Here is a 13,581-nt window from a genome sequence, read left to right as displayed (position 1 = left end):
ACAGGACCAACACCTCCTGGAACTGGTGTAATAACTTTTGCTTTTTTAACCACAGATTTAAAATCAACGTCACCTACTATTTTATAATCTTTATTTTTTTTAACTCTATTGATACCCACATCAATTACAATTGCTCCTTTTTTTACCCAATTACCTTTAACTAAATTTGCCCTACCCACTGCTGCAACAATAATGTCAGCTCTCCTACATAATTCTTTTAGATTCTTTGTCTTTGAATGACTAATAGTAACAGTACAATCTTCTTTTAATAATAATTGAGCCATAGGTTTACCGTTTAAATTAGATCTGCCAATAATAAGGGCATTAAGCCCTGTTAAATTTTTCTTAACACTCTTAATCATCAAATAACATCCAAGGGGAGTACAAGATACTAAAGACTCTTTTCCAGAAGACAAATTTCCAACGTTTATTGGATGCAGGCCATCTACATCTTTTTTTGCATCAATCTCTTCAATAATTTTTTGACCACCGATGTGATTGGGTAGAGGTAACTGCACTAATATGCCGTGAATTTTTTTATCTTTATTTAATTTTCGAATAACTGAGATTAATTTTTTTTCAGTAATTGAACTTTTAAATCTTAAAACTTTAGAATTAATCCCAACTTCTTTTGCTGAGATTTGTTTATTTCTAACATAAATTTCGCTTGGTGCATGATTCCCTATTAGAATAACAGCAAGACCCGGGGTTAATCTTTTTTTCTTTCTTAAAGATTGAATTTCTCTTTTTATTTTACTTTTTAATTTTTGAGCAAACTTTTTTCCATCTATAATCACTTAAAAAAATCCTTTTATAACAATGATAATTCTTCTTCACCTGGTGAAAAAATTTTAATTTTTTTCCACTTCAGTCTTTTTAAAGTATTTGCAACATTAATACTAATACAATTCAAACAACAGTTATCTAGATCATTTGTAATCTGATGATTTAAAATCATTTTCAATAATTGATCTGCCGCTCTCTTCGAGTAAACAAAAATAACATCCACTAGTTTATTTTTTAAATCTTCAATTAACTGATAATCAGTATTTAAATTTGGCTCTGTGGTATAATTAATAACACTTTTTAAATTATAACCTTTTTCTTTAAAGTCTCCTTCTAAATCATTAGAAACAAATTCTCCTCTAACATAAATAAATTTTTCTTTAGACTTTTCACAATTCTTAAAAATTAAATCGCGAAGCTGAATATAATTTCCTCCAGCAACTTGAATATTTAAAAATCCGATTTTTTTAGCATTCTCTGCTGTCTCTTCGCCAACACAAAAACATTTAAGGTGGTTAATATTTTTTATATTTTTCAGATTTAAAATAGCATTAGAGCTTGTAAAAATTATTACACTAAAGTCTTTAAAATTAATGTCAGGAATTACGATTGGTTTTATATTTAATATTGGGAAATTAGTGACTCGATGACCTTTTTCGATAAATTTTTTAATTAAAGTTTCAGAACTATTCTGACTTTTTGTGAATAGTATGTGCAAGTTTTGTCTCCGAAATAATAAAATCATCTCCAGCTTTAGATAAAATTTCTTCAGCTACATCAATTCCTATACTTTTTGCTTTTTCTGAAATTCCAGTTTTATGCGCTCTAAAAGATTTTGTGCCGTCCAAAGACAATAACTCAGCCTGCAAAAATAATTCTCCATCGTCATTAATAATAGCATTAGCCCCAACTGGAGTGTCACATGCACCATTTAATACTTCTAATAAAGAACGTTCTGCATCTGCTAAAATTTGTGTTTCTTTATCATTTACCACTTTTAACATTTCTTTAATTTCTAAATCTTCATCTCTGCATTGAACAGTTACAATCCCTTGACCGGCAGATGGAATAATAACATCCTTTTCAAAATATTGTTTAACTTCGGTATGAAAACCTAATCTTTTTAATCCCGAAGCAGCAAGCACAATTGAGTCAAAGATTCCCTCTTTCATTTTATTAATTCTAGTATCAATATTGCCTCTGATTGGAATAATTTTTAGATCATTCCTTAATCTCTTTAATTGAGAAAATCTCCTAACTGAAGACGTTCCAACAGTAGAACCCGATTTTAAATTAGCAAATGAACTTGCAATAGGTGATAAGAATGCATCTCGTTCATCTGTTCTTTTTAAATAACAAGCAAGTGATAATTTATTTGACGAAAAAGTTGGTACATCTTTAAGAGAATGAACCGCAACATCAATCGATTTTTCAAGCAAAGATTCTTCGAGTTCTTTGACGAAAAGCCCTTTGCCCCCCATCATTCCTAAATTTTCAGTTTTAAATTTATCTCCTGATGTTTTAATAATTTTAATTATTAATTGCTCAGCCTTAACATCTGGATAAGCAAGTAGTAATTCATCTCGAAAATGTTCTGTCTGAGCGAGTGATAATCTGCTTCCTCGAGTGCCAATGATAATTTTTCTATTTCTTAACATTTTGCTGATTTAATAACATTTTGCTGTATATTAGCGCTACTTTTTATAGCGACAGGTGATCACACTCAATACATCTATGAAAAAAGATTTAACATTCCTTGGAATCGAGACTAGTTGCGACGAAACTGCTGCAGCAATTGTAAGGGAAGATACTAAAGGCAATGTTCAAATATTATCAAACGTAGTCTCTAGCCAAATTGATGAACATTTAAAATTTGGAGGTGTGGTACCAGAAAACGCAGCAAGATCACATGCTGAAAAAATTGATATTATCATTAAAAAAGCCATGGATGATAGTAAATGTAAATTTGAAGAATTAGATGGTATTGCAGCAACGGCTGGTCCTGGTCTATTAGTTTGTTTAATGGTTGGGTTAAGTGCTGGCAAAAGTATAGCTGGAATTTTAAAAAAACCATTCCTTGCAATTAATCATCTAGAAGGTCACGCACTGACAGCAAGGATTTTTAATACAATAAATTTTCCTTATCTTTTGCTTTTGGTTTCCGGTGGCCATACCCAATTTTTGATCGTTGAAGGAGTTGGAAAATATAAAAGAATTGGAACAACTATTGATGATGCGCTTGGGGAAACTTTTGATAAAACTGCAAAAATGATTGGTCTTGAATTTCCAGGTGGACCCAAAATTGAAAAGCTTGCAAAAAACGGAGATGAAAAAACTTATATTTTACCAAAACCAATATTAAATCATCCAGGATGCAATTTATCTTTTGCTGGATTAAAAACAGCAATCCTACAATTGTCATCCCAAATAAAGACTGAAAAAGAAAAAGAAAATCTTGCAGCCTCTTTTCAAAAAACAATTAATGAAATTCTTTACGTTAAATGTAGAGCAGCCATGACTGAATTTATTTCTAAATATAAAAAAGATAAAAGAGTTTTTGTAATATCTGGTGGAGTTGCTTCAAACAAAAGCATTAGAATTAATTTAGACAAATTAAGCAAGGAAATGGATTTTGAAAATTTCTTTCCCCCTACTGAACTTTGTAGTGACAATGGGGTTATGATTGCCTGGGCTGGAATTGAAAGATTTAAAAAAGGAATTAAAGATAATCTTGAGGTTATTGCAAAGCCAAGATGGCCTTTAGATCCTGATGCACCTTTTTTAAAAGGAGCAGGAGTAAAATATTAATTTTATAGTGATCATTTTAGAAAATCATTGATTTATATGAATAAGTTTGGCTTTGTTTTGACACGAACACCCCTTAAAAATAGAAAAAAATTCATATGAACTATTGGTTAGTGAAATCAGAACCTTCAGTATGGTCATTTGCTGATCAAAAAAAAGCTGGTTCAAAAGGAACTATTTGGGATGGAGTTAGAAATTATCAAGCTGCAAATTACTTAAAACAAATGAAATCTAATGATTTTTGTTTTTTTTATCATTCTAATGAAGATAAAAAAATTATTGGAATTGTTAAGATTATCAAACCAGCATTTATTGATCCAACAGATAAAGAAGGAAAGTTTGTGGCGGTTAAAATTGCCTATGTTAAGGACTTAGAAAAACCCATTTCTTTAGCCGATATAAAGAAAAATAAGGAAATTTCACACTTACCCCTTATAAAACAAAGCAGATTATCAGTGATGCCTATAGATTCAAAAAGCTGGAAAATAATTTGTAAGATGGGTAGAATTTAATAAAAAAAAATAGGGGATCAATGAGCGATAAACTTTTTAAAGTACCTGCGGATTGGGCAAAAAATTCTCACGTCAATCAATCATCTTACGAGGCTAAGTATAAAGAATCTATAACTAGTAACGAAAAATTTTGGGAAAACGAAGGAAAAAGAATTCATTGGTTTAAACCCTACACAAAAGTTAAAGAAATAACTTACAGCACAAAAAAAGTTTCAATCAAATGGTTCTATGATGGGACTACAAATGTTTCTTATAATTGCATAGATAGACACCTTCCAAAAAGAGCAAAACAAACTGCAATTATTTTTGAAGGAGATGATCCAAAGGAATCTAAAAATATTACCTATCAAGAATTAAGTGATCAGGTTTGTAAACTAGCAAATGGATTAAAAGAAATTGGAGTTAAAAAAGGTGATCGAGTTACAATTTACATGCCAATGGTTCCAGAGGGAGTTTATGCGATGCTTGCTTGTACAAGAATTGGAGCGATTCATTCTGTAGTATTTGGCGGTTTTTCTCCTGACTCTATTGTTAATAGAATTTTAGATTGTAAATCAGAATTTGTAATTACGGCTGATGAAGGATTAAGAGGTCAGAAAGTTATTCCGTTAAAGAAAAATATTGATGAGGCATTAAAAAAATGTCCAAATGTTAAAAAATGTATCGTCCTTAAAAGAACTGGAGGTAACGTTCCTTTCGATGCAAAACGGGATGTTTGGTATCACGAACTTACTTCTAAAATGTCAACAACCTGCAAACCTGAAGAAATGAATGCGGAAGATCCTTTATTCATTCTTTACACTTCTGGATCTACTGGAAAGCCAAAAGGAGCTCTGCATACCACAGGTGGTTATTTGGTTTACGCTTCAATGACTCATCAATATATTTTTGATTATAAAGATGGAGATATTTATTGGTGTACAGCGGATATTGGTTGGGTAACAGGTCACAGTTATATTGTTTACGGACCACTATCCAATGGAGCCACAACTTTAGTTTTTGAAGGAGTTCCAAGTTATCCTGACGCAAGTCGTTTCTGGCAAGTAATTGATAAACACAAAGTAAATATTTTCTATACTGCTCCAACCGCTCTTAGAGCTTTAATGCGTGAGGGTGATGCGATGGTTAAAAAAACAAGTAGAAAATCACTTAAACTTTTAGGCTCTGTTGGCGAACCAATAAATCCTGAAGCTTGGATTTGGTATCATAAGGTTGTTGGCGACTCTCGTTGTCCAATTGTTGACACATGGTGGCAGACTGAAACCGGTGGAATTTTAATAGCTCCTCAGCCAGGTGCTATTGATTTAAAACCAGGATCCGCGACAAAACCATTTTATGGAATAAAGCCTGCTGTTGTTGATGAAAAAGGGAATGAACTTAAAGGAGCATGCGAGGGTAGGCTTTGTATGTCAGATTCTTGGCCTGGACAGATGCGAACTGTTTATGGAGACCATCAAAGATTTATTGATACTTATTTTTCACAACATGACGGTAAATACTTTACTGGGGATGGTTGTAGAAGAGATGAGGATGGATATTATTGGATTACGGGCCGAGTAGATGATGTCATTATTGTATCAGGACATAATCTTGGAACCGCTGAAATTGAAAGCGCATTTGTTGCCCATCCAAAAGTTGCTGAAGCTGCAGTTGTTGGGTACCCACACGATATTAAAGGACAAGGTTTATACTGTTATGTGACTTTAAAAGTGGGTGAAACAGGATCAGATGCCCTTACAAAAGAATTAAAAGATTTAGTGAGAAAGATTATTGGACCCCTTGCAACTCCTGATCTGATTCATTACACGCCAGGTTTACCAAAAACTAGATCTGGTAAAATTATGAGAAGGATTCTTCGAAAGGTTGCTGAAAATCAATTTGATAATCTTGGCGATACTTCAACGCTTGCAGATCCAACAGTGGTGCAAAGTTTGATTGATAATAGATTAAATAAATAATCTAAAAGTCGTAAGTTATACCTTTCTTTTCCCAATCCCCATAACGGGTGGGTTCTAATCCCTTGGGACCATTGATTTCTTTGGTCTGTTTCTTTTTTTGATCCAACTTTTTTCTACTATTAGACTCTTCTATTGCTTGTTTTGCATAATCTTCAAAATTTTTTTTCATATTTTATTTTATAGGCTGAATTAATTCTCTAAATTCTTCAGTAATATTTTTCCATTTTAATTGCATGGAATTAATTACAATTTCTTTATCTAAATCTTTAAGTTCATCAGCGATTGGGGACCAATAAAATAAAGCGTATGAACTATCTTTAAACGGATCTTGAGCGTGATAATTATTCCAATTAATTTCCTTAAATCTTTTCTCATAATCGACTAAAGATTTTTCTATAATATCATTTGTAAGTCCATGTGCCTTTTGTTCTAATAAAATATTATTATAAATTCTCTGTGTTTCTTCTAAATTTCTAAAATTCTGAGTTACAAATAAATAAGAAAAAATATAATTAAGCAAATCTTGTACTGCCACAGAATAAATATTCCATCTTGCAATGTTAATTGATTTTAAAAAAGCCTCATCTTGGAATGAAGTTACGTAGCGAACCCCAATTCTTGTTCTTAAATAGCCATACAAGGTACTTTGAGTAATGTGTGCTGATCTTTTTTTTGTAAAATTTTCAATATCCTGAATATTTTGTATTTTCTTTTCACCTAAAATCAGCCGAAGCGTCGGTTTTAATAAAAGTTCTATTAATGCACTTTTGAGTTGTTTAATTTTATTGTTATTTTCAAAAACCATTGAATTTCAACATTTTATTTAAAAGATTATATCTTTCCATTAGATATCAATTCGGTTAGGGTTTTGCCAATAACAAAATAAAAGGGGGAAAAAATGGCAACACCAAAACAAGAAGCACATTGGTCAGCCACAAGAACTCTTATGATCATAACTATGATCATTTGGTTCTTCTTCTCGATACTTATATTTGCCTTTGGAGTTGAACTTAATCAATTTAAGTTGCTTGGTTATCCATTAGCTTATTATATGACAGCGCAAGGATCACTTCTTGCATTCGTCATTTTAATTTTCTGGAGTAACTCAAGACAAGAAAAAATTGATGAAGAGTTTGGCTTTTCAGACAAAGACAGGGAGGATGACTAATGGCTAAAAGTAAATTTATAAACGACCTACCAAAAATATACGGAATGTATACTGGTGGGTTTGCAGTATTCGTCCTGCTGATGGCCCTTGCAGAAAAAATGGGTATGTCAGCTAAAACTATCGGACTATGTTTCGTTGGTTTTACGATCATAATCTACGCTGGTATCGGAGTTATTTCTAGAACGGTACAGGTAGATGCTTATTATCTAGCGGGCAGACAAGTTCCAACCGTGTTTAACGGAATGGCAACAGCTGCTGACTGGATGTCTGGAGCATCTTTCGTTGCGATGGCGGGTGGTATTTACTTCGGTGGATACACTTACATGGCATTCTTAGTAGGTTGGACAGGAGGATACGTTTTAGTATCAAGCTTACTTGCTCCATATTTAAGAAAATTTGGCTGCTACACAGTGCCAGATTTTATTGGAACAAGATACGGCGGAAACCTTCCAAGATTTTTTGCGGTTATAGTATTATTCTTAGCATCGTTCACGTATGTGACTGCTCAGATCAATGCTACAGGTACAATCGCATCAAGAGCTTTGGGAATACCATTTGAAATTGGTATCTGGGTAGGATTAGTAAGTATTCTACTTTGCGCAATGTTAGGCGGTATGAGAGCGGTTACTTGGACACAAGTGGCTCAATACATCGTGTTAATTATTGCTTACCTTCTTCCAATTTTCTGGATGAGCTGGAAAAATGGTTTTGGTATATTTCCACATGTATCACTTGGAGCTGAGGTTCAGCGTTTAGCAGAACTTGAAGCACAATATGGTCTAGTTAAAAACGCACCTGATGCATTAAAAGCAGCGGGAGTCCCAGCGGGATTAGCTTCAATCTCTGTTCCACACTCAGCAGTTCCTGCTAGTGGAATGGCAGCATGGAGTTACATTTCTCTTGCGATTTGTATGATGGTTGGAACAGCATCGTTACCTCACATTTTAATGAGATACTTTACTACTCCATCTGTTACTTCTGCTAGAAGATCAGTAGGTTGGTCACTATTCTTTATCTTCCTACTATACTTCTCTGCACCAATGCTTGCGACTCTATCTAAAGTTCAGTTACTTGATCCAAACTTCAAAACTGCAATTATTGGAAAGAAAATTTCTGATGTTATGCAAATTGAGTGGGTTAAAAACTGGATGGCTGTAGGTCAAGTGCATATTGCTGACTTAAACAAAGATGGAATCCTTCAATTAAACGAATGGTTTATGCGAGCTGACGTTGTTGTGCTTGCGACTCCTGAAGTTGCTGGTCTACCTTACTTCGTATCTGGACTAGTTGCTGCGGGTGGTTTAGCTGCTGCGATGTCAACTGCTGACGGATTAATTCTTGCTATAGCAAACGCATTATCACATGACGTTTATTATAAAATGATAGATCCAAAAGCGAGCGTTACAACTCGATTACTTGTTGCACGATCACTTCTAGTTATAATTGGTGTCCTTGCAGCTTTTGCTGCTAGTTACCGTTTCACTAGCGGAGGAGTTGGTTCTGCAATTCTTTCTGGAGTTGCTTGGGCGTTTGACTTTGCAATGTCAGGATTATTCTGGCCGCTTGTGTTAGGTGTTTGGTGGAAGAGAGCTACCAGATCTGGCGCAATAGCTGGAATGATAGCTGGGCTTGTCTCAGGAACATGGTATCTAATTTACGTTACACCAGCGTTCATGGGTCAACCAATCCCAAGTTGGGCACCTGGTATTGACAGCTTACGCTTTGGTATCGTTGGAGCTACTGTTTCTTTAGTTACAATGGTTGTTGTAAGTTTAATTACAAAACCTGAGAGCAAAGCAATCCAAGATATGGTTGATGAATGTCGAATTTCCACTGGAAAAGAGATCATTAAACATAGCTAATTAAAAAATTATCAAGGGGCAATTTTATTGCCCCTTGAACCTTCATAAATTTCAAAACTTAATGTCGCTTCAAGCCTTTCCAATCTGGGTCATCGTTATAGATTATATTTTTGGTATAATAATGTGGACGTTAATTGGAAGATCAGCCATGAATTTATTCCAAAGAGAAGATTCTAAATTTTTCTTTATGCGTATTTTTGTGCTGGCGACTAACCCTGTAATCAGATTGTTTAGAATTATAACTCCAAATTTCTTAATTCCAATATTCGTACCTTTATACGTGGCTTGGTTCTTTTATATGTTCAGATTTTACTTTATACCTTGGCTTCTTGGCTATTCTGTAATGGGAATGCTATCTTTTCCATTAGAGAGCGAAATTACACATTTTCTTTTAAAATTTTTCCAGAAACAATTTTAAAAAAAACATTTTAAAATTCTTAAATTCATTTAATTGTGTGCTGTGGCACAAAATATAAAAATATCACCCTCTATTTTATCTGCTGATTTTAGTATTCTAGGCGATGAAATTAAAAGTTTAGAAAAAGCGGGTGCCGATTTAATCCACGTTGATGTTATGGACGGCCACTTTGTGCAAAATATTACCATGGGACCTCCCATTATAAAAATGATTAGAAAATGCACAAAGATTCCATTCGATGTACACTTAATGATCTCTCCCGTTGAAAAATATATTAAAGCATTCGCTGATGCAGGCTCAGATATTATTACTATACACCCAGAAGCAACTGATAATTTAAAAAGAGCTGTTAGCACCATTAAATCTTTAGGAAAAAAGGCTGGGGTTTCTTTAAATCCTAAAACACCGATTAGTGCTTTAATGGACGTTATTAATGAAATTGATCTTATTTTAATTATGAGTGTAAACCCTGGTTTTGCAGGACAAAGTTTTATGAGTGAGGTTTTGCCAAAAGTGACTGAGCTTAGAAAATTAATTAATGATAAAAAACTTAAAATTGATATTGAAATTGATGGTGGGATTAATTTTGAAACTGCACCACTTGCAGTAAAAGCAGGTGCAAATATTTTAGTTTCTGGAACCACTATTTTTTCTGGTTCTTTAAAAGATAATATCCAAAAATTAAGAAATTGCGCTTAAGTGTCCACTCTCAATACATTTAATCTTTATCTTTTATCGTTAAAAAAAAGTTTTCAAGATCGATTAAGAGAGAAAAAATTTAAAAGTTCTAATTACAATGTTTCTTTAGGTGGAATTCAACCCCATCGTATTTATGAATCCTCTAATATATTTTTAATCCAAGATCTTATTAATCATGACCCCATCATATTGAATAGTGTTAGAAAATTTACAACTAATCTTTGGAAAATTACTAATCTAGAAGAAAATAAAACTAAAAAACTTCATAATTTTTGTTGGCTTCCAGCACTCAATATTAAAACTGAAAAAGAATTAGGCTGCTTAATTGTTGATCAATGGATCAATAATTTTTCAAATTATAATGAGAAATATTGGACATTAGATGTAATTACGATGCGGTTAATTTATTGGATCTCAAGTTATGAAATCATTTTTAAAAATAGCGATCTTATTTTCAGAAGCAAAGTTATTAATAATATTGTCAAACAAACCAAACATTTGTTTAAAAATATTAACCTAGTTAACAGGGGTATTGATAAAATAAGATCTCTTGCAGCCTTAATCTTGGTTGGAAATTCCTTTGAGCAGTATGAAGAATATACTCAATATGGACTTAAAAATTTAGAAGATGAACTTGGAAGTTTTATCGGCAAAGATGGATTTGTTAAAACTAAAAACCCTGAAGATCTATTTTGGACTTTATATTTTTTAGTTCTTATTAAAGAATGGTTAACATTATCTAGAAAGCAAACTCCTGCTTTTATAAATATTTATATTAATTCCCTTGGAATCTGTTTTAAATTTTTAAGATTTTCAAATGGGGATCTTCCTTTATTTAATGGAGCTAATCATATCAATACTGAAAGATTCTATGATCTTTTAGAAACTAGAGGTTATGAATTTGAAAATATGGAAAATATTTTCTGTGGTTATGGAAAAATTAAATCCAAAAAAATTGAATTATTTATAGATGCTAACAATCCCCCGTCAATTTTGTATGCAAAAAACTATCAGGCAGGTGCATTATCATTTGAACTGTCATCGGGAGGAGTTAAGTTTATATGCAATTCTGGATCAGGAAAAAATCTTGGTGAACAATTATCTTATTTAAGCTCATCAACTGCAGCTCATTCAACACTTACAATAAATGATACCTCGTCTTGTATATTTCAAAAGAATGCTCTGATTAGAAAATATTTTGGAAACTCTCTTATTGATAAAGATAATATTATTAAGAAAGAATTTAAAAATGATAAGGAGTTTATTCAATGTGTTGTAGCTCACGACGGGTATGAGAAAAGATTTAAAATACTACACGAACGACAAATAACTTTGTTTAAATCAAAAAATCATATTGAAGGAATTGATAATCTAAAATGTAAAAATCTAGAGAGTAAAAATTTAACTTTTAGCGTAAGATTCCATATTCACCCCGATATACGTATTACCAAAACTATGGGTAATGATATCTTGCTTAGCTCTAATGAAGGTGATGGTTGGATATTTAGAAGTCCTCAAATACCAACTAAAATTGAAAAAAACCTTTATTTTGGTAACCCAGATAATATTAAAGAATCCTCGTTTATTTTACTTGAGGGCAACATAGAAAATGAAAACACAAATATTATTTGGCATCTAGAAAAAGCCAAATAAAAATCGTATACCGAATGCTTCTTCATGCAACTGATTAAAATAAAAAAAGCCTTAATCTCTGTTTCCGATAAAACAAATCTAAAAGAGGTTCTTGAGTGTTTAAAAGCAAATAATATTGAGATCATTAGTACTGGTGGGAGTTATAAATTTATAAAAGATCTTGGTTTTAAATGCACTGAAATTTCAGAATATACAAAGTTTCCAGAAATCTTGGATGGGAGACTTAAAACATTACATCCAAAAATTCACGGGGGTCTTCTTGCAAAAGCTGATGATAAAGATCATTTAGAACAAATAAAAAAAGAAGATATTGATTTTATAAATCTTCTCATCGTCAATCTTTATCCGTTTGAAAAAAAACTTTTAGAAAAAGCAGACTTTGACACCATGATTGAGAATATTGATATTGGTGGTCCTGCAATGGTGAGATCTTCGGCTAAAAATTTTAAATTTACAACGGTTATCTCAAGTACTGATCAGTATCCTGATTTAATAAATGAATTAAATAATAATAAAGGATCAACCTCTTTTGAATTTAGAAAAAAACTTGCAACAGATTCATTTCTTGAAACTGCTTATTATGACTCTGTAATATCTAATTGGATGAATGATTTAAGAGATAATAAATTTCCAAAAAAAATTACAATTGCAGGCCAGCTTAAAGATAAATTAAGATATGGAGAAAATCCTCATCAACAAGCCTCTGTTTACAAAATTAATTACAAAAATGATTTCTTATCCAAGATAAAACAAATTCAAGGAAAAGAGCTGAGTTATAACAACTATCTAGATATGTATTCGGCAGTTTCTATAACTCAAGAATTAGGAGAAATAGATAGTTCTTGTGTTATCGTAAAACACAACAATCCTTGTGGCTGTGCTATCGCAGGGAATGCCCTTAAATCCTACGAATTAGCCCTTTCTAGCGATCCTATTAGTGCTTTTGGAGGTATTGTAAGCTTTAATAGGGAAGTCGATGAAAAGCTTGCTAATGAGATTACAAAGACATTCTACGAGGTGATTATTGCAAGAGCCTTTAGTAAAAAAAGTTTAGAAATTTTTGAAAAGAAGAAGAACTTAAGATTAATCTCTTTAGAAAACTTTAAAGAACAGGATAAATTTTCATACACATTCTTGGGTGATAATTTTTTAATCCAAGACAAAGATCAAATTGAAATTAATAAAAAAGAATTAAAAATTGTAACTAAAAATAAACCAACCGATAAAGAATTAGATGATTTAATATTTGCATTCAAAGTTTGCAAATTTGTAAAATCCAATGCCATTGTTATAGCAAAGAATAATAAAACACTTGGTATCGGTGCTGGTCAAACCAATAGATTAGCTTCAAGTAAAATTGCATGTCATAATGCTACAGAATTTTTTAAAGATGAAATTAAAGGAAGTGTTGCAGCATCAGATGCCTTTTTTCCATTCGCCGATGGATTAAATGAGCTAATTAAAATTGGAGTTAAATGCATTATCCAACCAGGCGGATCAATTAAAGATGATGAAGTAATAGCTGCAGCAGAGAAAGCCGGAATTGCAATGGTATTTACTGGAATTAGAAACTTTAGACACTAATCATATCTATCTTAGAGGCTAAGATAAAATCGCTTAAAGAAAGTCCATTGATTGCATGTGTAAATATATTAACTTCTGCATAACCCCAGCCAAATTTTAAATCTGGGTGATGACCTTCCTCTTCAGCAAGATTTGA

15 protein-coding genes are annotated in these 13,581 nt (G+C 32.4%); 9 read left to right on the top strand and 6 right to left on the bottom strand.

Going from position 1 to position 13,581, the window contains the following annotated elements:
* From AC8IGH_RS03780 to hemC, 3 genes are all read right to left on the bottom strand, one after another.
* A partial coding sequence (locus tag AC8IGH_RS03780) for a bifunctional 5,10-methylenetetrahydrofolate dehydrogenase/5,10-methenyltetrahydrofolate cyclohydrolase (protein WP_507419383.1) occupies positions 1 to 797 on the bottom strand: 797 nt, incomplete at its 3' end.
* A 14-nt stretch (positions 798 to 811) separates the two neighbouring features.
* Positions 812 to 1,504 carry a uroporphyrinogen-III synthase gene (locus AC8IGH_RS03775; protein ID WP_507419382.1) on the bottom strand — a complete coding sequence of 231 codons (693 nt, stop codon included), beginning with the start codon at positions 1,502 to 1,504 and terminating at the stop codon, positions 812 to 814.
* Positions 1,473 to 2,444, bottom strand: coding sequence for a hydroxymethylbilane synthase (gene hemC / locus AC8IGH_RS03770; RefSeq protein WP_507419381.1), 972 nt, complete (start codon positions 2,442 to 2,444; stop codon positions 1,473 to 1,475). The genes AC8IGH_RS03775 and hemC overlap by 32 nt, the downstream gene beginning before the upstream one ends.
* Before the next feature lie 76 nt (positions 2,445 to 2,520).
* Between hemC and tsaD the strand changes: the two genes are divergently transcribed.
* The 3 genes from tsaD (at position 2,521) to acs (ending at position 6,061) form a co-directional block, all read left to right on the top strand.
* Positions 2,521 to 3,594, top strand: a complete 1,074-nt coding sequence (gene tsaD, locus AC8IGH_RS03765; protein ID WP_507419380.1) for a tRNA (adenosine(37)-N6)-threonylcarbamoyltransferase complex transferase subunit TsaD — start codon at positions 2,521 to 2,523, stop codon at positions 3,592 to 3,594.
* Positions 3,595 to 3,689: 95 nt separating this feature from the next.
* Complete coding sequence (locus AC8IGH_RS03760; protein ID WP_507419379.1) at positions 3,690 to 4,103, top strand: EVE domain-containing protein; 414 nt, start codon at positions 3,690 to 3,692, stop codon at positions 4,101 to 4,103.
* 20 nt (positions 4,104 to 4,123) lie between these two features.
* Positions 4,124 to 6,061 (top strand): acetate--CoA ligase, encoded by a 1,938-nt coding sequence (gene acs / locus AC8IGH_RS03755; RefSeq protein WP_507419378.1) that lies wholly within the window; start codon positions 4,124 to 4,126, stop codon positions 6,059 to 6,061.
* Position 6,062: 1 nt separating this feature from the next.
* Here the strand turns inward: acs and AC8IGH_RS03750 are convergent, their stop codons facing one another.
* Together AC8IGH_RS03750 and AC8IGH_RS03745 are read right to left on the bottom strand one after the other, a co-directional pair.
* A complete protein-coding gene (locus AC8IGH_RS03750; RefSeq protein WP_507419377.1) occupies positions 6,063 to 6,230 on the bottom strand; it encodes a DUF1674 domain-containing protein in 168 nt (55 codons plus the stop codon).
* Positions 6,231 to 6,233: 3 nt separating this feature from the next.
* The gene (locus AC8IGH_RS03745; protein WP_507419376.1) at positions 6,234 to 6,866 is read right to left on the bottom strand and encodes an esterase; all 633 of its coding nucleotides are present in this window, start codon (positions 6,864 to 6,866) and stop codon (positions 6,234 to 6,236) included.
* A 93-nt stretch (positions 6,867 to 6,959) separates the two neighbouring features.
* Between AC8IGH_RS03745 and AC8IGH_RS03740 the strand changes: the two genes are divergently transcribed.
* The 6 genes from AC8IGH_RS03740 to purH all read left to right on the top strand — a co-directional run bounded on the left by AC8IGH_RS03740 (position 6,960) and on the right by purH (position 13,445).
* Positions 6,960 to 7,229 (top strand): DUF4212 domain-containing protein, encoded by a 270-nt coding sequence (locus AC8IGH_RS03740; protein WP_507419375.1) that lies wholly within the window; start codon positions 6,960 to 6,962, stop codon positions 7,227 to 7,229.
* On the top strand, positions 7,229 to 9,091 hold the full coding sequence (locus AC8IGH_RS03735) for a sodium:solute symporter family protein (protein WP_507419374.1): 1,863 nt from the start codon (positions 7,229 to 7,231) through the stop codon (positions 9,089 to 9,091). Before AC8IGH_RS03740 ends, AC8IGH_RS03735 begins: the two co-directional genes overlap by 1 nt.
* Before the next feature lie 61 nt (positions 9,092 to 9,152).
* Complete coding sequence (locus AC8IGH_RS03730) at positions 9,153 to 9,509, top strand: hypothetical protein (RefSeq protein WP_507419385.1); 357 nt, start codon at positions 9,153 to 9,155, stop codon at positions 9,507 to 9,509.
* Positions 9,510 to 9,542: 33 nt separating this feature from the next.
* On the top strand, positions 9,543 to 10,208 hold the full coding sequence (gene rpe, locus AC8IGH_RS03725) for a ribulose-phosphate 3-epimerase (protein WP_507419373.1): 666 nt from the start codon (positions 9,543 to 9,545) through the stop codon (positions 10,206 to 10,208).
* The gene (locus tag AC8IGH_RS03720; RefSeq protein WP_507419372.1) at positions 10,209 to 11,861 is read left to right on the top strand and encodes a heparinase II/III domain-containing protein; all 1,653 of its coding nucleotides are present in this window, start codon (positions 10,209 to 10,211) and stop codon (positions 11,859 to 11,861) included. It abuts the gene before it with no gap.
* A gap of 24 nt (positions 11,862 to 11,885) precedes the next feature.
* Positions 11,886 to 13,445, top strand: a complete 1,560-nt coding sequence (purH, locus tag AC8IGH_RS03715) for a bifunctional phosphoribosylaminoimidazolecarboxamide formyltransferase/IMP cyclohydrolase (protein ID WP_507419371.1) — start codon at positions 11,886 to 11,888, stop codon at positions 13,443 to 13,445.
* On the opposite strand, the gene AC8IGH_RS03710 is transcribed toward purH, so the two are convergent.
* On the bottom strand, positions 13,435 to 13,581 hold a 147-nt coding region (locus AC8IGH_RS03710; RefSeq protein WP_507419384.1), incomplete at its 5' end, for a 4a-hydroxytetrahydrobiopterin dehydratase. The genes purH and AC8IGH_RS03710 overlap by 11 nt on opposite strands.

The sequence above is a fragment of the Candidatus Allofontibacter sp. genome (assembly GCF_038145245.1).
Lineage (GTDB): Bacteria > Pseudomonadota > Alphaproteobacteria > Pelagibacterales > Pelagibacteraceae > Fontibacterium.
This window is presented reverse-complemented; position numbering and strand designations above follow the sequence as displayed.